The sequence below is a fragment of the Streptomyces sp. NPDC006463 genome (assembly GCF_042870715.1).
Taxonomy (GTDB): domain Bacteria; phylum Actinomycetota; class Actinomycetes; order Streptomycetales; family Streptomycetaceae; genus Streptomyces.
On record NZ_JBIAHP010000003.1, the window covers coordinates 308,516 to 329,720 of the forward strand.

The 21,205-nt window shown below is 75.0% G+C and carries 18 protein-coding genes; 6 read left to right on the forward strand and 12 right to left on the reverse strand.

Annotation, left to right across the window (positions count from 1 at the left end):
* The first annotated feature begins 68 nt into the window (after positions 1–68).
* Positions 69–2,483, forward strand: a complete 2,415-nt coding sequence (locus ACFYOB_RS08435; protein ID WP_388556788.1) for a hypothetical protein — start codon at positions 69–71, stop codon at positions 2,481–2,483.
* On the opposite strand, the gene ACFYOB_RS08440 is transcribed toward ACFYOB_RS08435, so the two are convergent.
* The 5 genes from ACFYOB_RS08440 to ACFYOB_RS08460 all read right to left on the reverse strand — a co-directional run bounded on the left by ACFYOB_RS08440 (position 2,434) and on the right by ACFYOB_RS08460 (position 8,842).
* A complete protein-coding gene (locus ACFYOB_RS08440; RefSeq protein WP_388556314.1) occupies positions 2,434–4,902 on the reverse strand; it encodes a right-handed parallel beta-helix repeat-containing protein in 2,469 nt (822 codons plus the stop codon). The genes ACFYOB_RS08435 and ACFYOB_RS08440 overlap by 50 nt on opposite strands.
* A gap of 102 nt (positions 4,903–5,004) precedes the next feature.
* Positions 5,005–5,658 (reverse strand): hypothetical protein, encoded by a 654-nt coding sequence (locus ACFYOB_RS08445; protein WP_388556317.1) that lies wholly within the window; start codon positions 5,656–5,658, stop codon positions 5,005–5,007.
* 375 nt (positions 5,659–6,033) lie between these two features.
* Positions 6,034–6,858, reverse strand: a complete 825-nt coding sequence (locus tag ACFYOB_RS08450) for an MOSC domain-containing protein (RefSeq protein WP_388556320.1) — start codon at positions 6,856–6,858, stop codon at positions 6,034–6,036.
* Positions 6,859–6,911: 53 nt separating this feature from the next.
* Positions 6,912–7,418 carry a DUF6643 family protein gene (locus tag ACFYOB_RS08455; RefSeq protein WP_388556323.1) on the reverse strand — a complete coding sequence of 169 codons (507 nt, stop codon included), beginning with the start codon at positions 7,416–7,418 and terminating at the stop codon, positions 6,912–6,914.
* A 245-nt stretch (positions 7,419–7,663) separates the two neighbouring features.
* Positions 7,664–8,842, reverse strand: a complete 1,179-nt coding sequence (locus ACFYOB_RS08460; RefSeq protein ID WP_388556326.1) for a glycosyltransferase — start codon at positions 8,840–8,842, stop codon at positions 7,664–7,666.
* A 373-nt stretch (positions 8,843–9,215) separates the two neighbouring features.
* Here ACFYOB_RS08460 and ACFYOB_RS08465 point away from each other — a divergent pair, with 373 nt between their 5' ends.
* Entirely contained in the window at positions 9,216–10,007 is a 792-nt protein-coding gene (locus ACFYOB_RS08465; RefSeq protein WP_388556328.1) for a glutamate racemase, read from the forward strand.
* 3 nt (positions 10,008–10,010) lie between these two features.
* Here ACFYOB_RS08465 and ACFYOB_RS08470 read toward each other — a convergent pair whose 3' ends face one another.
* From ACFYOB_RS08470 to ACFYOB_RS08480, 3 genes are all read right to left on the reverse strand, one after another.
* Entirely contained in the window at positions 10,011–10,955 is a 945-nt protein-coding gene (locus ACFYOB_RS08470) for an ADP-ribosylglycohydrolase family protein (protein WP_388556331.1), read from the reverse strand.
* Complete coding sequence (locus tag ACFYOB_RS08475) at positions 10,934–11,524, reverse strand: TetR/AcrR family transcriptional regulator (RefSeq protein WP_388556334.1); 591 nt, start codon at positions 11,522–11,524, stop codon at positions 10,934–10,936. The genes ACFYOB_RS08470 and ACFYOB_RS08475 overlap by 22 nt, the downstream gene beginning before the upstream one ends.
* A 106-nt stretch (positions 11,525–11,630) precedes the next feature.
* Positions 11,631–12,098, reverse strand: coding sequence for a VOC family protein (locus ACFYOB_RS08480; protein ID WP_388556337.1), 468 nt, complete (start codon positions 12,096–12,098; stop codon positions 11,631–11,633).
* Between the two features lie 115 nt (positions 12,099–12,213).
* Between ACFYOB_RS08480 and ACFYOB_RS08485 the strand changes: the two genes are divergently transcribed.
* From ACFYOB_RS08485 to ACFYOB_RS08495, 3 genes are read left to right on the forward strand one after another with little or no spacing between them, the layout of a single operon-like run.
* Positions 12,214–12,729, forward strand: a complete 516-nt coding sequence (locus ACFYOB_RS08485; RefSeq protein ID WP_388556340.1) for a hypothetical protein — start codon at positions 12,214–12,216, stop codon at positions 12,727–12,729.
* Between the two features lie 43 nt (positions 12,730–12,772).
* Positions 12,773–14,389, forward strand: a complete 1,617-nt coding sequence (lnt, locus tag ACFYOB_RS08490; RefSeq protein WP_388556343.1) for an apolipoprotein N-acyltransferase — start codon at positions 12,773–12,775, stop codon at positions 14,387–14,389.
* 37 nt (positions 14,390–14,426) lie between these two features.
* The gene (locus ACFYOB_RS08495; protein ID WP_388556346.1) at positions 14,427–14,930 is read left to right on the forward strand and encodes an NUDIX domain-containing protein; all 504 of its coding nucleotides are present in this window, start codon (positions 14,427–14,429) and stop codon (positions 14,928–14,930) included.
* 48 nt (positions 14,931–14,978) lie between these two features.
* On the opposite strand, the gene ACFYOB_RS08500 is transcribed toward ACFYOB_RS08495, so the two are convergent.
* Together ACFYOB_RS08500 and ACFYOB_RS08505 are read right to left on the reverse strand one after the other, a co-directional pair.
* Positions 14,979–15,746: a trypsin-like serine peptidase gene (locus ACFYOB_RS08500; protein WP_388556348.1), complete on the reverse strand. Its 768-nt coding sequence runs from the start codon at positions 15,744–15,746 to the stop codon at positions 14,979–14,981.
* Between the two features lie 150 nt (positions 15,747–15,896).
* The gene (locus ACFYOB_RS08505; RefSeq protein WP_388556790.1) at positions 15,897–17,375 is read right to left on the reverse strand and encodes a hypothetical protein; all 1,479 of its coding nucleotides are present in this window, start codon (positions 17,373–17,375) and stop codon (positions 15,897–15,899) included.
* Positions 17,376–17,535: 160 nt separating this feature from the next.
* Here ACFYOB_RS08505 and ACFYOB_RS08510 point away from each other — a divergent pair, with 160 nt between their 5' ends.
* Positions 17,536–18,825 (forward strand): ATP-binding protein, encoded by a 1,290-nt coding sequence (locus ACFYOB_RS08510; protein ID WP_388556351.1) that lies wholly within the window; start codon positions 17,536–17,538, stop codon positions 18,823–18,825.
* Between the two features lie 109 nt (positions 18,826–18,934).
* Here ACFYOB_RS08510 and ACFYOB_RS08515 read toward each other — a convergent pair whose 3' ends face one another.
* Complete coding sequence (locus ACFYOB_RS08515; protein ID WP_388556354.1) at positions 18,935–19,540, reverse strand: hypothetical protein; 606 nt, start codon at positions 19,538–19,540, stop codon at positions 18,935–18,937.
* The gene (locus ACFYOB_RS08520; RefSeq protein WP_388556357.1) at positions 19,537–21,147 is read right to left on the reverse strand and encodes a serine/threonine-protein kinase; all 1,611 of its coding nucleotides are present in this window, start codon (positions 21,145–21,147) and stop codon (positions 19,537–19,539) included. Before ACFYOB_RS08520 ends, ACFYOB_RS08515 begins: the two co-directional genes overlap by 4 nt.
* Between the last annotated feature and the right edge of the window lie 58 nt (positions 21,148–21,205).

Below are 21,205 nucleotides of genomic sequence, written 5' to 3' on the forward strand. Positions count from 1 at the left end.
AGGCCGCTTTGCCGGATGCCCCCAGCCCCGAACCGCCCCTCGCCCCGGAACCGCCCCTCGCCCCGGAACTGCACCGCGCCCCAGAACCGCCCCTCGCCTCCGAACCACCCCTCGCCCTGGAACTCCTGGTCCACGGCGTCGCCGGCGCCGCTCCCGCCGAGCTGCTCGGCGACCCGCGCACCGTGCGCGTCACCGGCGACTCCACCGCGGCCGTCTTCCGCCGCACCGAGGACGCCGACGCCGAAGCCCACCCCGAGCGCTACCCCGGGCGGCCCGTCCCCGAGGCCTACTGCTGGTCCCGGCTCACCTCCGGCAACGGCGCCCGCGCCCTGTGGCTGCTGCTCCTGCCCTTCATGGTGGCCAACCTCGCCCACTGGGCCCGCCCGGCCACGCTCGCCGCCGACCCCGCGCCGCGCACGGTACGCACGTACGGGGTGCTCGTACGGATCCTCGCGCTCGGCCTGACCGTGCTGCTGATCGCGGCCGCCTGCGAGGTCGCGCTCGACCTGTTCGCCTGGCAGTGCGCGGGCTCCGGCACCTGCGCCGGCTCGCGATCCTGGCTCCGCTTCCTCGCGCCCGGGGGCGGCTGGTGGGCCCGGCCCGGGCGCCGCCTGGCCCTCGCGGCCCTGGTCCCCGCAGCGCTGACCGGGCTGCTCTGGTTCCTGTCGAACCGTACGTGGAGCGCCTACGAGTCCCAGCCGCCGCCCGCCGGCGCCACCGACCCGGACACCGCGTCGGACACCGCGCCCGCGCTCGGCCGCCCCGGATTCTGGTACGGGCGGCGGCTCGTGGCCCGCCTGCGCGCCGCGCACACCGCCGCCGGGCTGCTCACCGTGGCCGCGGCCGTGGCCGCGCCCACCGCCCGCCACGACCGCCGCGCCGGTTCCGCCGTACTCGAAGTCCTGGGCTGGGCCGCACAGTCACTGCTCGTCGCCGGGGGACTCACCGTGGCCTGGGTCGTCTGCCGGCGCGGCCGCACCGAGGCCCGGCCCGACCACCGGCTCGACCGGGCCGCCGTCACCCTGCTGCCGGGCGCCGCCCTCGCCCTCCTCGCCGCCGTCCTCCTGTACGCCTGCTGGCCGCGTCCCGGCTGGACCTCCGCCGGGCGGCTCCCCGGGGACTTCGCCTTCGGGATCCTCATGCTGGGCCAGGGCGTCTGCGTGCTCGCCCTCACCGGCGTCGCCGCGTACCTCCACCGCCGGGCCCCCGACCCGGCCGCCGCCCTGCACGGCCTCGGCGGGCCGGCCGTCGCCATGCTCGGCTGCGCGCTCGGCGGGGTGATGTCAGGCGGGGTCGCCCAGCGCGTCGCCGACTGGCTGGACGGGGGAGCCACCCCAGGCATGGCCGGGGCGCCGCTGCCCGGCCCGCCCGTACTGCTGTCCTGGCAGGCCGCCGTGCTTCCGCCGCTGCTCCTCGTACTGGCCCTGCTCGCCGCCTGGTTCGCGGCGCGCGGAGCCCGGATCCGGCGCCGGCTCGCCGCGACGGTCGCCGCCGAGTACCCGGGGGAGACGCCCGATCAGGCCCGCAGCCGCCGGATCGCCGGGGCCAGGGCCGCCGCCGCGCTCACCGACTCCGCGCCGTGGTTCGTGGCGGCCGTCTCCGGGATCACCCTCCTGCTCGGCGCGGGAGCGCTCGCCGGAGCCTGGTCCACCGGGCGGGTCCCGGGCGAGGCGGCCCGCGGGACCGGGCCGCTCCTGGAGGGCGCCGCCCGCGCCGCCCAGGACACCGGGTCCTGGCTCATAGGCTTCGGTTTCGTCCTCTTCGTCACCTGGGGCCGCCGCGCCTACCGGGACCCCGCCGCGCGCCGCACCATAGGAATCCTGTGGGACGTCGGCACCTTCTGGCCGCGCGCCGCCCACCCTTTCGCACCGCCCTGCTACGCCGAGCGCGCCGTCCCCGACCTGACCTGGCGGATGGCCGGCTGGACCGGCCGCACCGGCGGCCGTCTGGTGATCTCCGGCCACTCCCAGGGCAGTGTGCTCGCCGCGGCCGCCGTCTGGCAGTTGCCGCCGCCCGTCCGCCGCCGGGTCGCCCTGCTCACCTACGGCTCCCCGCTCGGCCGCCTCTACGGCCGCTGGTTCCCCGCCTACTTCGGCCCCGGCCCGCTCACCGCGCTGCACCGGGAGGTCGACTGCTGGCGCAACCTGTGGCGGGCCACGGACCCCATCGGCGGCCCGGTGCTCCCCGGCACACAGGAGGGCGTGGACCGCGGCCCGCTGGCCGACCCGCTCGCCTACGGCCGCAGTGCCCGCCACCCGCTGCCCGCGCCGATCCTCGGCCACTCCGACTACCAGGCGGATCCGGCCTTCGCCGCCGAACGCGACGCCCTGCTCGCGCGCCTGGACACGGCGGCACGGGCCCAGGTGCCCCGCCCTGGGGGTCCCCCCGGAGGGAGTCCGGGGGAGGAAGCCGGGGGAGTACCGGGCCGGAGCCTCAGCAAGGCGCGGGCTGCCCCGGCAGATCCGCCGGGAACAGCAGGGTGAGCTCGTCCTTGCTCGGCTCCGACAACTGAGCCACCCGCCCCGCGTGCCGCTCCACCATCGACTCGAAGGTCTGGCGCGCCGTGCGGCCGTTGCCGAAGGCCGGCCCCTTCGGCAGCTCCGTGAAGTACGTCAGCAGCGCCTCGCAGGTGCCCTCCCCGAGCCGGTACTCGTGCTCCTCCGCCTGCTGCTCGACGATCCGCAGCAGTTCCCCCGGCCCGTAGTCGCCGAAGGTGATGGTCCGGGAGAACCGTGAGGCCACCCCCGGGTTCACGGTCAGGAAGCGTTCCATCTCCGCCGTGTACCCGGCGACGATCACCACCACCGCCTCGCGGTGGTCCTCCATCAGCTTGACCAGGGTGTCGATCGCCTCGCGGCCGAAGTCCCGGCCGGAGTCCTCCGGCGCCAGCGCGTACGCCTCGTCGATGAACAGGACCCCGCCGCGCGCCCGGTCGAAGGCCTCCTGCGTACGGATCGCGGTGGAGCCGATGTGCTCGCCGACCAGGTCCACGCGGGACACCTCGACGAGGTGCCCGCGCTCCAGAACCCCGAGGGAGGCGAGGATCTCCCCGTACAGCCGGGCGACGGTGGTCTTGCCCGTGCCCGGTGAGCCGGTGAAGACCAGGTGCCGGCGCACCGACGCGGCCTTCAGGCCCGCCTGCTGCCGCCGCCGGCCCACCTCGATCATGTCGGTGAGCGCGCGCACCTCGCGCTTGACGCTGTCGAGGCCGACCAGCGCGTCGAGTTGCCCCAGAACCTCACCCGAGCCCCGGGCGGGCGCAGCGGTGGCCGCAGCCGTCGGCGCGGCCCCGCCGTCCGCCGGGCCGGCGGGCCGCGCCGCCGGTACCTCCGCCGCCCGGAGTACGGGACTCTGCCCGGCGGTGTCCGTACGGATGCCCGCGTGCGCCCCGGCGAACGCCCCGCCCGCGGCGGCCTGGGCCGCCGGGCGGGCGACGGACTCGTCGCCGGTGCAGTCCTCGGCGACCGGCCCGGTCTCGGGGAACTCGTACCCGCCGCGTGCGCAGCGCTCGGTGTGACAGCGCGCCAGGGCGGTGCGGCAGCCGTCGAGGACGTGGAAGCCGAAGCCGGAACTGCCCGTCACCCGGCAGGCCGTGAAGGTGCCGCGGCCGCCCGCCGACACGTAGAACCCGGCCTCGGCGGGGGAGGTGACCGTGCACCGCTCCAGGGTGGGGTCCGCGCCCTTCGTGACGATCACGCCGGTCTGCACGGCGTCGATGGTGCAGTTGGCGAGGGTGCCCCCGCTGCCGTGGTCGCGGAACCAGGCCCCGGTGGCCGCTTCGCGGATCCGGCAGTCGTCGAGCTGCGCGGTGGCCCCGTCGCTCACCGACACCGCGGTGTTGCGCACCTGGGACAGATCGCTGTCGACCACGTCCACACGCGAACCCCGGTCCAGTACGAACAGCGCGTCCGGCACGTCGTGGACCCGGCAGGAGTCGAGCGACACGGCGGCCCCGTCACTGATCCACACCGCCGGATAGTCGCCCGTGCTGTCGTGGATCTCGCAGGATTCGGCGTCGACCCGGGTCCCCGGGTCCCACACCGACAGGCCGTTGCGGCCGAAGCGGCGCACCGTGGTGCGGCTGAGCGTGAGCACCGAACGGGACCGCAGGTCGATCGCGTTCTCCGGGATGTCGTGGATGTCGCAGCCGGCCAGGGTGAGCACCGCGTCGGTGTCCAGGGTGACCCCGTCGGCCGTGGTGCGGTGCACCGCACAGTCCGTGAGCCGGGCCGTGGCGCGGGCCGCGATCTGCACGCCGGAGCCCTTGATCTCGTACACCTCGCAGCCCAGCGCCTCCAGGCCCGAACCCTCGCCCGTGACCCCGATGCCAGTGCCCGTGGCGTGGTGGACCCGGCAGCGCTCCAGCCGGGGGCGGCCGCCGCCGCGCACCGAGATACCGGTCTGCCCGGCGGCCACGACCTCGCACTCCTCGAACACTCCGCCGCCGCCGTCCAGCACGGCGATCCCGACCCCGCTCGGATTCTCCACCGTGCACCGCCGGACCAGGGGCCGGGCCCCGCTGCCGCGTACCTCGATGCCGGCCGCCGACCGCGTGCTCACCCGCAGGTCGGTGAGCTCGGGGGCGCCGTCCTCCACCAGCAGCGCGGGCGCGGCCCGGTCCTGGCCCTCCAGGTGCAGGTCCTGGACCACGGCCGAGGCGCGCACGGTCAGCGCGACCCCGTCGAGCGGGGCGATCCGCACCGACCCCAGGCCGCCCTCGGGCCCGCGCAGGGTGACGGCATGGTGCAGCACCAGGTTCTCCCGGTAGGTGCCGGGAGAGATGGACAGCACGTCCCCGTCGCCCGCGACGGCCAGAGCCGCCGCCAGCGTCGGATACTCACCGGAGCGGCGCCGCCACCGCGAAGCCCCGCCGTGCGTCACCTGGACCGTGCCCTGAGCCATGGTGCTGTCGTGCCCCCACCCTCTTACTCGCCGCGCCGCCGATGCGGACGCTCTGGTCTGGCCGGTCCACCGTAGCGCGCGCGGGGCCGGTGAGTTGCCAGGTCAACTGCCCGCGCCCGCCCGGCCCCAGTCCGGCCCGGCCGCCGCCCACGCGCGGTCCAGCCGTACGTACCGCTGATGCATGAGCCGCCGTACGACCAGCCGGCGGACCGTCTCTCCCAGTACGGCCACCGCGATCGCGGCCGCCAGGCCCGCCACCCCGGCGTGGACGGCGGCCGAGGACGGGTCGAGCGGCTGCCCCACCACCCGGCCGTGCGCATCGGTCCATATCCGGAACCGCTCGCCGGGGCGCGGCGGTTCCTCCGCGGCCGGCACCGTCCCCTCGTGGCTGCTGCCGTCGGGAGCGGTCCACGCGGCCACGATCTGCGTACGCTGCGGGGCCGTCTGCTGCGCGGAGGGATCGGCGGGCGCGCCGGTCGGCGACGCCGAAGCCGAAGCCGAAGCCGAAGCCGAAGCCGAAGCCGACGCCGACGCCGATTCCGAGGCGGGCCGGACCACCACCGCCGGAACCAGATGCCGCTCCTGCCGCTGCTCGCGCGCGGCCCGCTGCAGCGTCCCGTCGACCTGCACACCCGCGACCCAGCCGATGGCCGGAGCCACCAGCAGGACGCACACCAGCGCGGCGAACGCCACCCAGGCCTCGAAGAGATCGGTCGGCCGGCGCAGCGGATTGCGCCGCCAACGCCACACACCCATTGCTGTCCACACGGTCCGGCACCCCCTTTGCCTCCGCCTGCCTGCGCGTCCAAGCCTTCCGCACGCCCCGGGGACGCGCATTCCGGGACGCGCGAGACCTGTGCCACCCGATCCGGAGCCAGCTCCCGGCGCTGGTCATGCGCCGGTGCCCGTGCCGGTCCTCGCGGGTGTCCACATGTCCTGACTGCTCCAACGGCGTGGTCGCACCAGTTGGTTCCAGCCTGGGGACGGAGCCCCTCGAAGGTGTCATTCCGGCGGCCGTTCGCAGCCGTGCGACAGGCCGTTCGAGGCAGCTCGTACGAGGCAGATCATTACAGGCGGTTCATTCGCGACAGTCCATTCGCGACAGTTCATTTCCAAAAGGTCGTTCACGGGTCATTCCAGGACGCGGACCTCGTCGCCGACGCGCACCGTGCCCAGCCGCACCGGCACCAGCTGCCGTCCGAAGGCCAGCGACTTTCCGATCCGCCGGTGCACGGCAAGGGTCTTCAGCGGCTCCTTGCCCCGTTCCGCCGTCCGCTGGTCGGTGGTGGTGACGACGCACCGCCCGCACTCCCGGACCCCGCGGAAGACGGCGTCGCCGATCGCGATGCGCCGCCAGCCGTCCTCGGCCCAGGCTTCCGCGCCGGAGACCACCACATTGGGGCGGAACCGGTTCATCGGCAGCGGGCCCTCCTGCGGATGTTTCCCTTGCGCGATCAGCGCGTTGAGCGCGTCCAGCGAGGCCAGGGTGGTGATCAGCAGCGGGTAGGCGTCAGCCAGGCTCACCGTTTCGCCAGGCAGCGCGTAGTCCGGATCCACGGGCCGTCGTACGGCCGGATCGTCCAGGTGCACCAGCCGCGCCGGCTCTCCGAGGTACGCGCTGAACCAGTCGGCCGCGGCACTCGCCGCGACCACGGTGTCGATCTTCTTCCCGAACAGCAGGACCGGCTCCAGCGAACCCTGTGCGGGTGCCTCCACGACCAGTTCCGCCATTCCGGGAGCCGAGACCGCGATCCGGCCGCCGTCGAGCGGACGGGCGCAGGCCAGGGCAAGTCGCGGTTGCTGGCGTTGGGTTATGACAGTTCCCCCGGAGTCGACCAGCGCCCACCGCCGGTCCCCGGACAGCCCCCAGGGCTCCACGGCCACCTCGTCGGGAGCTGTCCCCGCTACCGACTTGACGGGATGGACGTGAAGCGCCTGGACATACAAGTTCGCCATGGGGGCATCCTGCCAGCCGCCCCTCCACCGCCCCAGCGGTTAACGCTCCTCCGTCAGTAGCCGCGCCCCTGGTACGGGCGGCCGTACGGGTCCTCGTACGAGGCGGCCGGTACCGGCGCGGGAGCCTGCATCGGACGCGGCGCGGCCGGGCGCATGGCCTCGTACCCGGTGGCATTGGCGAGCGGGCGGGGCTGCTGCGGCTGGGGCTGCGGCATGTACCCCGCGCGGGCGGCCATCGGCTGCTGCTGCGGGATGTAGGGGGCGGGCGCGTTCTGCAGCGGCATCGGCTGCGGTGCGCCCTGCTGCTGGTACGGGTATCCGTACGCGGGCGATTGCTGCTGAGGCGTCGCCGGGGGCAGGGCCGGCAGCGACGACGCGAGGGCCGGCAGGTACCCACCGCTCGAATACCCGGCGCTCGGGGAGTCGTAGGCGGCCGGAACGCGGATCGGGGCGATCTGCGGAGTGCCCCGTTCGGCGACGAGGGAGTCGTAGATGGGGGTGTCCGGGAAGGAGGGCGCGGAGTAGTAACCGCCGCCATAAGTGGAGCGGGGGGAGGTCATGGGACCTAAGTTAAGCCCACGAATTCACGGGGTCCATAGCGAGGTGGCCCGAACACCGCCCTGACCTGCATATTCGCAGGTCAGGGCCACAGCTTTCACTTGACGTTCACGTGCACGATTCGCCACTTCCGCCCCAGCATGTCCCACTCGTACTCACCGGTTGTGCAGTGCACCGACTTGCTGCTGACGCAGCGTCACAAGCCGGTGACCTCGGATGACGTTGTTTCGGGCAGCAGTTCGCCGTTTCAGGCGTCACTGGGACGGGCATAGGTACGGCCCTTCCATGCCGCGCCCCGCCCCCGGTAGTGCTGGACCGCCGAGTCGACGGTCATCAGGAGGTACAGCAGCGCCGTGAGCGGAAGCAGCGGCGCGAGGGTGGCGGACTGCCCGTAGTAGCGCAGCATCGGCAGGTACGTGCCGGCCATCAGCAGCCAGGCCAGGCCGCCGGCCCACGCGATCGCCGGCTGTCCGCCGGCGAGCCCGGCCAGAAGGGCGGCGGGGGGTACGAGGTACACGAGCGTCAGGCCCGCGACCGTGCCGGCGAGCAGGAGGGGCTTGTGGCGCAGTTGCGCGTAGGCGCTGCGCGAGATCATCCGCCACAGGTCGCCGAGCGCGGGGTACGGCCGCACGCTGTCGACCCGCTCCGCCAGCCCGAGCCAGATCCGGCCGCCGGAGCGCTGGACCGCGCGGGCGAGCGAGACGTCGTCGATGACCGCGTGGCGGATGACGTCGGGCACGCCCGCGCGCACGGCGGCCCCGGTGCGCAGCAGGACGCAACCGCCGGCGGCCGCCGCGGTGCGGGCGGCGGGGCGGTTGATCCGGCGGAAGGGGTAGAGCTGGGCGAAGAAGTACACGAAGGCGGGTACGACGAGCCGCTCCCAGAGGCCGGCGACACGCAGCCGCGCCATCTGGGAGACGAGGTCGAGGTCGGCGGAGGTCGCGGCGGCGACCAGCTCGCGGAGGCTGTCGGGCTCGTGCGCGATGTCGGCGTCGGTGAGGAGGAGGTAGTCGGGCTCGGCGGCGTGCGAGGTGCGGGCCAGCGCGATGCCGTGGCGCAGGGCCCAGAGCTTGCCGGTCCAGCCGGGGGCGGGATCGCCGGGGGAGGTGACGGTGAGCGGGAGCCCCGGATGCTCGCGGGCGAGGCGCAGGGCGAGGGTGGCCGTCCCGTCCGTACTGCCGTCGTCGACCAGGATGACCTCGGCCTCGCCGGGATAGTCCTGGGCGATGAGGGAGGGCAGGCTGCGGGGCAGTACCTCGGCCTCGTCCCGGGCCGGGACGACGATGGCCACGGAGGGCCAGCGGGCGGGGGCGGTACGCGGGGGGAGGCGGACGTCGGTGCGCCAGAACATGCCCTGGGCGAGGGTGAGCCAGACCCAGGCGGCGAGGGAGGCGTAGGCCGCGCAGGCGGCGGTGAGGAGGCCCATGGCCGCAGTGTGCCGGGCCGCGCGGGGCGTGTCGCGCATCCGGCCGCCCCGGGTGCGGCGGGCCCCGCCGGCCGGGCCGGGGCCGGGGTGCCGGTGGTCCGCGGTGCGGTGCGGCGCAGGCGCGGCGGACCCGGCGCCGACCCGCCCGGGCTCCGCCTTTCGGCGGGCGGCGGCGGGTGGTCGAAGGCGCCGGACAAGGCAGACCGGCGCGGGCGCGGTCCCCCGGCCCGGGCCCGCCCCGCCCCGTACGCCCCGCCGAGCCCGTCCAGCTGCCGGCCCGCCGCAAGGCGGTGGACCGGGCGGCCCCGCTCCGGGAAGGTGTCGGGGCCCGGGCGGGAGGGAGCACGACGGGGGCGTCGACTAAGGTGAGCGGGTGAAGATCGCGCTCATGGACTCCGGAATCGGCCTCCTCGCGGCGGCCGCGGCGGTGCGGCGGCTGCGGCCGGACGCGGATCTGGTCCTGTCCAACGACCCCGACGGGATGCCCTGGGGGCCGCGGACCCCCGCCGACCTCACCGGGCGGGCCCTCGACGTCGCCCGGGCCGCGGCCACGCACCGCCCCGAGGCGCTGATCGTGGCCTGCAACACCGCCTCCGTGCACAGCCTGCCCACCCTGCGGGCCGAGCTGGAGCCGGGTATCCCGGTCATCGGGACCGTACCGGCGATCAAGCCCGCCGCGGCCGCCGGCGGGCGCGTGGCGATCTGGGCCACCCCCGCCACCACCGGCAGCCCGTACCAGCGCGGCCTGATCCGCGAGTTCGCCTCCGGGGTCCACGTCACCGAAGTGCCCTGCCCCGGGCTCGCCGATGCCGTCGAGGCCGCCGACGACGACGCCGTGACGGCCGCCGTCGCCGCGGCCGCCGCCCTGACGCCGGCCGATGTCACCGACGTGGTGCTCGGCTGTACGCACTACGAGCTGGTCGAGTCCGCGATCCGGGCCGCCCTGGCCGCCCGGACGCAGGGCGCGGAGCTGGTCTTCCACGGTTCCGCCGAGCCCGTCGCCGTCCAGGCACTGCGCCGGATCGGTGCCCGGCCCGAGCCCACCCTGCCCGTCACCGGCGGCCTGACCGTCCTGCGCAGCGGGCGCGTGGGAACGCTTCCCGCCGCCGCCCTCGGGTACGCGGAGGGGCGGCTGCTCGTCGGCCATGGTGCGCCCGTCGGCTGACCCTCAGCCGGGCCCGGCCGACGCCAGCCGCCGGGCCAGCTCGCGCAGATCGTCCGCGTCCAGGACCCGGTCCCCGAACCCGGGCAGCGGCACGTGCAGCGCTGCCGTCCAGTGCCCGGGGATCGAGTGGTCCCCGTACCGGGCCCCGGCGAGGGTTCCGGTCACCGCCGCCACGGTGTCGGTGTCCCCGCCCAGGTCCACGGCGGCCCGTACCGCCTGCGCGAACTCGCCGGTCGTCCGCAGCGCCCACACCGCCGAGCCCAGGCAGGGCCACACCGCCCCGTTGAACTCGGTGGCGAGGCCGGGGTGCCACGCCGGGTCGAGCACGCGGCCGTAGCGTTCGCGGTGGTCCGGGTGGACCGCGCCGAGCGTCGCGGGCAGGGCGGCCAGCGGATCGGCGCCGTCCAGCGCCACGCGTACCAGCTCGTGCAGGACGGCCGTGCCCTCCCAGGCGGCCCGGTCGCCGTGCGTCAGTGCCGCGATCCGGCGCGCCGCCTCCATGGTCCCCTCGCGTCCGGCGCCCGCGAAATAGACCGCCGAGGTGGCCGCGCGCATCAGCGAACCGTTGCCCGCCGCGCGGGCGTTGATCTGGAAGTGCAGGGCGGCCGCGCGGTCCCAGGGCTCGCCGTTCGTCAGCACGTCCTCCGTCTGGAGGTCGATGTCCTTCGGCCGACCGGCCGCCCATCGCTGGAACCGGCCGAAGACGTCCGGGAGTTCGAGGCCGCCGTGCTCCAGCAGGGACTCGCCGACCAGCACCGCCATCTGCGTGTCGTCCGTCGCCTCGCCCGGATCCCACCCGCCGCCGCCCCGCATCTCCTCGCCTCGCGCACTCAGTTGCCCAGCAGGCCCGAACTCGTACGGCGCCCCCAGCGCGTCACCCGCCGCCGAGCCGACCACGGCGCCCACGGCCCGGTCGAGTCGGGTCGTCACCGTGCCCGCAGGGCGCATACGGAGGCCAGCAGGTCGCCGGTGAAGCGGTCGAGGTCGTCCAGGCCGGCCGCCTTCAGGGTGTCCGCAGTGCCCGCCAGCAGGTGGGGGATGGCGCCGTGCAGAGCGAGGGTGAGCGCGCGCGCCGGCTCGGGCCCCGCCGGCAGCCCGGCCCCACGCAGCAGCTGCGCGTGGGCCGCGAAGTCCGACGCCGCGATCGGGTCCAGCAGCCCGGCCAGCCAGGGCCGCCGGGTCGCCTCGGACTGCAGTTCCAGGTACGCCAGCATGCGCGGCCGCCCGGGGCCCGCCACATCCCGCAGCAGGCCCGCGAGCAGCGCCGCGAGCTCTCGAGCGTCGGCCGGTCCGGTGTCGGCCCCCGCCAGGGCGGAGGCCAGCGCCCGGTACTGCTCCAGGCAGCGCTCCGCCACCGCCCGCAGCAGCGCGTCGCGGCTCGGGAAGTAGTTCTTGGCCGTGCCCGTGGGTACGGCGGCCGCCGCGTCTACGGCCCGGTGCGTCAGCCCTCGCCCGCCCGCCTCGGCCAGTACGGCGATGGCCGCGTCCCGCAGCCGGTTCCTCCGGTCCTGATTCACCCCGCCAGCATAACCACGGCCGTGGTACCGCAGGTGTAGTACCACGGCCGTGGTCCGACGCCGGATCCGGCGCCCCGGCGGCAGGGGCCTGGCCGTCGTCGGAGGCCTACGCCCCGGCGAGCCGGCGCGTCAACTCCTCCCGGGAGACCTCCTCCAGGTGGGTCAGGAAGACCCACAGGTGCCCGGACGGATCCCGCAGGATGGCGGTCCGGTCGCCGTGGAACTGGTCGGCGGGCTCTTGTACCAGCTCCGCTCCGGCCGCCACGGCGGTCCGGGCGAGCGCGTCCACGTCCGGTACGAACACGTGCAGCGCGACCGAGGTCCCGCCCAGGGCCGGAGGGGCGGTGAAGGGGCCTTCGGAGGTGTCGCCCAGCATCAGGACCGCCTCGCCGATCCGTATCTCGGCGTGCAGCACCCCGCCCTCGGGCCGGTCGATCCTGAACTCCTCGACGGCGCCGAAGGCCCGGACGTAGAACGCGATCGCGGCGGGCGCGTCGGCCACCATGATGTGCGGCACCACCGCGGTGCGGTAGCGCTCGGGGACATTGCTCTCGACTGCCTGGTGAATGGTCATACCGGGGACCGTAGAACCTCAAGTTTGGTTCAGGTCAAGCACGGGCAGAGGCGCGATGCGGAGAGCGGGTGAGAGGGCGGTGGCGCGCATGCGGAACGTGAGTACGCTGCTACACATGACGGGTCACCCTCCGGGTCCGCTCTGGGCGGGCCGGGCCTCCAACCGTGTGCAGTGGCTGCTCGCGGCCGCCGGTGCGGCCTGTCTGGCGCTCGGCATCGAGCTCGCCGTCGACAACGCCTGGACCTCCGGCATCGTCCCGCTGCTCATGTCCGTGATCGGCTGCCTCGCGGTGGGGCTGCTCATCCTCTACGGCACCCTCGCCTTCGTCCACGTGGACGTCACCATCGACTCCGAGGCCATCGAAGTCCGATGCGGCCACGTCGGCCTGCCGCGCCGCAAGATCCGCCTCGCGGAGGTGACGTCCGCCGAGTTCGTCCCCCGGATCACCCCCCAGCAGTGGGGTGGCTGGGGCTACCGCTGGCGCCCCGAGAGGGGCACCGCGGTCATCGTCCGGCGCGGCGAGGGGCTGGAGGTGCGGCTCGGCGACGGGAAGCGCTTCACGGTCACCGTCGACGACGCCGAGAACGCCGTCCGGGTCATCCGCGCCCACCTTCGGGCCCTCGCCCGATAACTGCTTACCGACGCCCGGCGCACGGGGACGTACACTCCGCCAGATGAGCAGCAGTGTCACCCGCGCGGCCGGGAACGAGCCCGCGCACCCCGGATCCGGAGCCCCGACCGAAGCCGCGGCGCACCCCGCCCCCGGCGCGAAACGGAAGGGCGCCGCCCTGCTGCGCGCAGCGCTCGCCGCCCTCGCCGGGGTACTGCTCTACCTCAGCTTCCCGCCCCGCCCCCTGTGGTGGCTGGCCCCCCTCGCCCTCGCCCTGCTCGCCGGCTGCCTCCACGGTCGCCGCGCCCGGGCAGGCTTCGGCCTCGGGTTCCTCGCCGGGCTCGGCTTCCTGCTGCCGCTGCTCGTCTGGACCGGTGCGGAGGTCGGGGCGGTGCCGTGGCTGGCGCTGGCCGCCGTCGAGGCCCTCTTCATCGGAGTCACCGGCCTCGGCGTCGCCCTCGTCAGCCGCCTCCCGGCCTGGCCGCTGTTCGCCGCGGCCGTCTGGGTCGCGGGCGAGGCCCTGCGCGCCCGTGCCCCCTTCGGCGGATTCCCCTGGGGCAAGCTCGCCTTCGGCCAGGCCGACGGAGTCTTCACCCCCATCGCCGCCCTCGGCGGCACCCCGCTGCTCTCCTTCGCCGTGGCCCTCTGCGGATTCGGCCTCTACGCGGCCCTGCGCGTCGCCCTCGACCGCCCCCGGCGCGCCACCGCGGCGCTGGCCGCGCTCACCGTCGCCGTGCCCATCGGCGCCGGCCTCGCGGCCCGGCCCCTGGTCTCCGACGCGGCCGAGGACGGCACGGCCGTGGCCGCCGTCATCCAGGGCAACGTGCCGCGCCTGGGCTTCGACTTCAACGCCCAGCGCCGCCAGGTCCTGGACAACCACGTCAACCGGACCATCCAGCTCGCCGACGACGTCAAGGCCGGCCGTGCCCCGAAGCCCGACTTCGTCGTCTGGCCGGAGAACTCCTCCGACCTGGACCCGTACGCCGAGCCCGACGCGTACGAGGCCATCGACACGGCGGTCAAGGCCATCGGCGTGCCCGTCGCCATCGGCGCCGTCGTGGCCCCGGAGACCGGACCGCTGCGGAACACGGTGATCCTCTGGGACCCGGTGGCCGGCCCCACCGAGACCTACGACAAGCGGAAGATCCAGCCCTTCGGCGAGCGCATCCCGATGCGCTCCTTCGTCCGGCTCTTCAGCTCGGACGTGGACCGGGTGCGCCGCGACTTCGGCCCCGGCAAGGAACCCGGCGTCTTCGACATGGCCGGCAGCGGCGTCGGCATGGTCACCTGCTTCGAGGCCGCCTTCGACGACGCCGTCCGCTCCACCGTCCGGGACGGCGCCCAGGTGATCGCCGTACCCAGCAACAACGCCACGTTCGGCCGGACCCAGATGACCTACCAGCAGCTCGCCATGGACCGGGTCCGTGCCGTCGAGCACAGCCGCACCGTCCTCGTGCCCGTCACCAGCGGGGTGAGTGCGGTGATCCGTCCCGACGGGAAGGTCGTGCAGCAGACGAAGATGTTCACCGCCGACGCGCTGGTCGCCGAGATCCCGCTGCGCTCCACCCGTACCCCGGCCACCGTCGTGGGACCGCTGCCCGAGTACGCGCTGCTCCTCCTCGCCGCGGGCGGGCTCGGCTGGGTCCTGACCCGTCGGATTCGCGCGCCCCGGGCTGCCTGACCGGGGAGTCGCCGCCCCGGCCTCGTAGGGTCGGGGCATGACCACTCCCGATTTCATCCGCGAGATCCGTGCCACCGCCGGTCACCGGCTGCTCCTGCTGCCCGGGGTCACGGCCATCGTCCTCGACGACCGGGGCCGGGTGCTGCTCGGCCGGCGCTCCGACACCGGGCGGTGGTCCGTGATCGGCGGGATCGCCGAGCCTGGGGAGCAGCCCGCCGAGACCGCCGTGCGCGAGGTGTACGAGGAGACGGCCGTGCGGTGCGTCCCCGAGCGGGTGGTCCTCGTCCAGATGCTGGAGCCGATGACCTACCCCAACGGTGACGTCTGCCAGTTCCAGGACATCACCTTCCGCTGCCGGGCGACCGGCGGCGAGGCCCGGGCGAACGACAGCGAGTCCCTGGAGGTGGCCTGGTTCGACGTGGACGCGCTCCCCCCGCTGGAACGGTTCGCCGTGGACCGCATCCACCAGGCCCTGCGCGACGAGCCGACCTGGTTCGCGGCGCCCGCCGCCGACCTGGACGGGGAGTCCGCCGACGCCTGAGTCCGTCCCCGCGGGCCGGGCCGGGCCGTCCCGGATCCGGCAGGGGCGTCAGCCCTCGTCCGCCGCCTCGCGGTAGAGCTCCACGGCCTGGTCGCCCATCACCGCGCTGTAGGAGACCTCCGGGACGGCGCCGCCGCCCTCGTGGCCGCCGAGCACCCCGGCCAGGGCGCCGTGCACCAGCCAGGGGCTGCCGCTGGTGCCGCCGCTGAGGTCCGGGCACTCGATGCGGCGCTGGGTGTCCGAGAACAGGCTGGTGGTGTTGGCGCAGCGCAGCGGGGTCTCGTCGGTACGCGGGTACCCGATGACCGTCACCGTGGCGTCGGCGGGCTGCTCGGCGGCGACCGGGAAGCCGCCCACGAGGTCCTCGACCGCGCCGGACCGCCCCTCGTCCACCGGGGCCACCGTCGCGAAGGCGATGTCGTCGTCCGGGTCCTCGCCGTCCGTCCAGCCCGGAGCGACGTGGACGCCGGTCACCTTCCACACGCCGTACGGGGCCTCGCCGTCCCGGTAGCCCGGCGCGAAGACGGTGGTGTCCGGGTCGCCCAGGCAGTGCGCGGCGGTGGCGATCACATCGCGGTCGTCGCTGTGCACCACCGCCGCGGTGCAGAAGTGCCCGCCGTCGAGCCCGCCCCCCGAGAAGAGCGCCCCGACCCGGTCCGCCGAGGCGTCGGGCAGGGCCTGCGCGGTGACTCCGAACGGCGGACCGGCCGCGGCGTCGGGGACGTCCACGCTGGTCAGCGCGGCCATCGCGGCCAGCGCCAGCAGGATCCTGGACGCCCGCCGCGTACGGGTGCGGCGGGCCGGTCGGGGGAGCATCCGGTGGATCATGTTCCGACCCTGCCTGCCGAACCTGTGTCCGGAGGGAGGTGTTCCGTATGAATCCCCTGTGAATCCCGTGAACCCGATGTGAAACTCGGGTCACGGCCGGACAAGTCCCGCCCGAGCCCGTTCGTGCCGAACCGTCCGCTACGCGCGCCGCTCGTACACCGTCACCCGGCGGCCCCGGATTTGCCGGTCCTCGACCACCGTGAACCGCTCCCGCAGCACCGCGGCCTTCGCCTTGTCCCGCTCCGCCGACGGCGCCTTCGCGACCTTCGCCGCGTCCGTCACCAGCAGTACCCGCTGCTGTGTGAGCAGCGTCGCCCGGATCCGAGCAGGATCTGCCTCCTCGCCCTTGAGCGTCGCCGAGACCACCGGCGTCTCGGCCAGCGCCACGTCCGCCAGGCCCGTGAACGCGCCGGGGGAGACCAGCGCGGTGTCCCGCCGCGCGGCCGGTACGAACAGCACCGCGTCCCCGTCCCGCTTCAGCCGCGCCACCTCGCCGGCCACCGCCAGGACGTCGTCGACACGGCTCGCCGGGGCCCGCTTGCCCAGTTCCACCGGCAGCAGGGCCAGCACCGCGATCCCCACGACCCCCGGCACCAGCAGGCCCGCGGCCCTCGGGAACCGGGGCGCGGTGGCCCGTACGGCGGCGCCCAGGGCGGCGCCGATCAGCAGGGCCAGACCCAGCATGCTGAACAGCACGTACCGGTCCAGGAACAGCGGCTGGACCAGCGACAGCCCCACCAGCCCGAGCTGCGGAACCACCAGCAGCGGCAGCCCGACCGCCGCCGCCGACAGCCGCCCCGCACGAGGCCGCCCCGCACGAGGCCGGTCCGCCCACGCGCACAGGCCGCCGATCGCGAACAGGATCCCCGGCCCGATCAGCATGTGCCAGGTCAGCGGCGGTATCCACGACACCTGGTCGGACTGCTCCCGGCTGAACAGGATCAGCGGCAGCGTCCCCGCCACCGCGCCCGCACCGTACGCCGCCCAGCGCAGCCACACCCCGCGGCCGGCCCGGACCCACCACAGGGTCGCCACGTGGGCGGGCAGGACCAGCAGCGACAGCCAGTTCAGCAGGGCGCACAGCAGCACGGTGATCCCGTACGCCGTCCAGCGCGGCCAGGCCCGCCGCCCGGGCGGGAGGTCCAGCAGCGACACCAGCAGCAGGGTCGACAGCCCGGCCCCGGCGGCGACCAGCGCGTACGGCCGGCCCTCCTGGAGGTAGAACTGCACGGCCGGCAGCAGCCCCAGGGCCAGCCCGCCGCCGAGCCCCGCCCAGAACCCTGCGAGCCGCCGCCCGATCAGGCCCACGCACGCCGCCGCGGCGGCGACCGCCAGCACCGACGGCAGCCGCAGGGTCGTCGTAGCCGCCCCGAACACCTCGAAGAGGCCGTGCATCAGCAGGTAGTACAGCCCGTGCACGGCGTCGACGTTGCCGAGCATGGCCCAGATCTCGTCCGCCGACCGCCCGGCCACCTGCCAGGTCGCCGCCTCGTCCCGCCACACGCTGTCCTGCCGGGAGAGCCCCCACAGGCCGAGCACCAGCGTCCACAGGGCCGGGACCAGCCACACGAGGTGCCGGTGGCGAGGACCGGACGGGGAGGATATGTCGGAAGCCATGAAGGTGCGCTGGTCCTCGGTGCGGGGCGTGGGCGGAAGCCACCAGTCTATGGACGACACGGACGGTTTACGGTCCGGCTGTTGTGCACCGCGGAGCGTGATCGTCCGGGCCGGCCGCCCCTAGCCTCGCCGCAGGAGCACGAACGAGGGGCGGTACCCGGTGAACTGGCTCATCCACGACTACCGCGAGAGCGATCTCGCGGCGGTCGTCCATCTGATCGACACCACGGCCGAACTCGGCCAGGAGTCCGTCTTCTCGCTCGCCGAGTGCATCAGCGCCCTCACCGGCCGGCAGCCCTGCGTGGTCGCCGTCCACCAGGGTGTCCCGATCGGCGCGGCCCTCGCCTGCGTCACCGGGGAGCGCGCCTGGGTGATGCGCATCGCGATCGCCGCGGGCTGGCGCGGCCGGGGCCTGGCCAGCGCCCTGCTCGTCGAGCTGGAGCGACGGCTCGTCGCGGCGCGCGTCGGCCGGATCGCGTACGTCCTGCCCGAGGAGGACCTGCTCGGCGAGGGCCTCCTCAACGCCGGCTACACCCGGCAGCCGGCCGTCGCCTACTTCGAGAAGACCGAGCCGCTGCACGGACCGGCGGCCGGCCTCCTCGACGACCTCGGCGGCCGGTTCCTGCCCAGCGACCTGTGGGCCGGGGTCGCGGGCATGGAGAAGGAGAAGGACCTCATCGAGCGGCGCGTGGTGCTGCCGCTCGCCGAACCCGAGCGTGCCGCCGCGCACGGCGTGCGGCCGCCGCGCGCCATCACCCTCTTCGGCCCGCCCGGTACCGGCAAGACCACCTTCGCCCGGGCCATCGCCTCCCGGCTCGGCTGGCCCTTCGTCGAACTGCTGCCCTCCCGCCTCGCCGGTGAGGGCAGCCTCGCCGCTGCGCTGCGCGACGCGTTCGCCCGGATAGCCGAGCTGGAACGGGTCCTCGTCTTCATCGACGAGGTCGAGGAGATCGCGCCCGTACGCACCGAGCCCGCGCAGCCCGGCGGCATCCACGGGGTGACCAACGAACTGCTCAAGCTGGTCCCGGGCTTCCGGGAGGGCGACGAGCGGCTGCTGGTGTGCGCCACCAACTCCATCCACTCCCTCGACCCGGCCTTCCTGCGGCCAGGGCGCTTCGACTACCTGATCCCGATCGGCACCCCGGACGCCGGGGCCCGCGCCGCGATCTGGTCCCGCTATACGGCGGGGCGCGCGGACGTCGACGTATCGGCCCTGGTGGCGGCGACCGAGCTGTTCACACCGGCCGACATCGAGCACGCGGCGCGGATCGCGGCCCAGGTGTCCTTCGAACGGGACCTGGAGGCGGTGGGCGTGCGGGGCGCGGTGGCCGCGCAGCTCGGCGCGGGTACGAAGGACTACCTGGCAGCTGTCCGGCAGTGCAGGCCGACGGTGACCCCGGCGATGACGGGCGAGTTCGAGGCGGACATCACCGCGCACGCGAGGTTCTAGACACGCGAGGTTCTGGACACGCGAGGTTCTGGACACGCGCGGTCCTGGAACCGGCGGACCGGGTGCCCGCGCTTCGGCCGGACGGCCACACCTTCCCCGGCCGGCAGACCTACGGGCGGCACCGGTACGTGAACTCCACCGCGGCCGTGCGCTGCCCGGGCGAGAGCAGTTCGAGTTCGGCCTTCGCGGGGTAGCTCCCGGCGCCCTGGAAGGTCCACAGCAGGTGCAGCCGGGCCTCCCGCTGTCCGCGCGGCACCCGCTCGGTCAGCCGCTCGGAGTGCGTGCCGTCGCTGCGGAGCCAGCGGTAGGTGAGGGTGCCCGGGCGCCCGTTGGTCCGTACGACGGCCACCACGTCGGCCGCCGTGTCGCACGCCGGTCCCCCGGGATCGGTGGTCACGGCCACGTCCCGGACGACGAGGGCGGGCCCGTACCGCTGCCACCCGAGGTACGCGAGGACCGCGAGCAGGACGACCGCGGCCAGCGTGTACCGCCGCAGCCCCGCGCCGCGCCGCCGCCCCGCGCCGCGTACGGCGGTGGCGGGGACGGGGAACGGGGCGGGCATGGCCGCCGTGACCCCGGGCCCGAACCGGAGCACCGAACCCTCGACCCGGTCGGGTGTCACCTCCGGAGCCGCCGGCGGCCCGGAGAACCAGTGGCTGCCGAGCACGGTGGCGCTGTAGTCGTCGTCGCCCTGCGGGACGTGGGGATCGCTCATCGGGGCGCCTCCTGGCACCGCAGCAGGTACTGGGAGTCGGACGCGGACCTGTTGCCGGCGGCGGGCTTGGTGGTGACCCTGACCCCGCCGTAGCAGCCGCGGCCGCGGGTGAAGGTGTGGGCCTGGACCACGCGGGCCACCGAACCGGCTTGGACGACGACCGTGTCCGTGCCGTCGGGCACGGAATAGTCGCCCGGCCCGCTGCCCAGGAACCACTCCAGTACGACGGTGACCGGCCCGGTGCCCTGGGCGGCGAGCGTCACGGTCGCATCGCCCCGGTACACACCGGGCTTGAGCGAGACGTCGACCTTCGTGACCTTCAGGGTCGGCGTGGGAGTGGGGGCCGGTGTCGTCGGCCCGCTCACCGTCGGCTTCGGGGTCGGGCTCGGGGCCGAGGACGCAGAAGGCGTGGGAGTCGGCGACAGCGAGGGCGAGGCACTCTTCGACGCCGACGGGCTCGCGCTCGCGGACGGGGACACCGAGGCCTGCGGGGCCGGGGCAGGGGTCGGCGAGCCGGACCCGGGAGGGGCCGCGCTCGTCGTGGCGAACGCGCTCAGCGCCGAGGCCCCGCCCGGTGCCGCGCCGATCGCGTCCGTGGTGATCACCAGCACCGCTCCCAGGACCAGCGCCACCCCGGCCGCCAGCCAGCCGCTGCGGCCGGGGGCCCAGCCGGAGCCGCTGTGCAGCGTGGTCGTGGCCACCGCGGTGGTGCCCTCCGCCGCGGCTCCCGCCGAGGGGAACAGCAGCGGCAGCAGCGCGGCCAGCGCCGCCAGCTTGCGCTGGCCGCGCTCCTCCCACTGCGGCCCGTACGCGGCGAGGGCCACGCCCTCCAGCTCCGTCACGAAGGCCTCGGCGTTCTCCGGCCGTTGCTCCGGCTGCTTGGCCAGACCGCGCCGGATCAGCGGGCGTACGGGCTCGGGGGCCTCGGTCTCCGGCACCGGCGCCTCGATGTGCTGGACCGCGAGCTCCGCGAAGTTCTCCCCGTCGTACGGCTTGCGCCCGGTCAGGCACTCGAAGAAGGTCGCCGTCGCCGCGTACACGTCGGCCGCGGGCGAGGCCGGCCGGCCCTGCCACTGCTCGGGCGCCATGTAGGCCGGGGTTCCGGCCACGCCCGGTGTGGTCCCGCGGCCCGCCGCGATCCCGAAGTCCACCAGCTTCGACGAGCCGTCCGCCGCGACCAGCACGTTCTCCGGCTTGTAGTCGCGGTGGACCACGCCCTCCCGGTGCGCCGCCGCCAGGCCGAGCAGGGAGCCCTTCAGGACCACCAGCGCGGCCTCGGCGTCCGCCCGCCCGGCCTGCTTCAGCAGGGCGCGCAGGGAGATGCCGTCCACGAGTTCCATCACGATGGCCGCGCCGCCGGGCGACTCCACGTACTCGTACAGACCCACCACGTACGGCGACCGGAGCCCGCCGAGCAGGCGGGCCTCGGCCCGGAACTCGCCGACGAAGGCCGGGTCCTGGCGCAGCCGGTCGCTGAGGTACTTCACCGCGACCGCCGTGCCCGTACCGTCGTGCACGGCGAGCACGACGCGGCCGCTGCCGCCCGAGCCGAGCTCGCGTACCTCCGTGTAACCGGGGACCGTCCATGACGCCCGGGTGTCCTTCATCGCTTCCCGCCCCCTGCCGCCGTGCCCTCGGGCCGTCCGGTCGTCGACCGGCCAACCC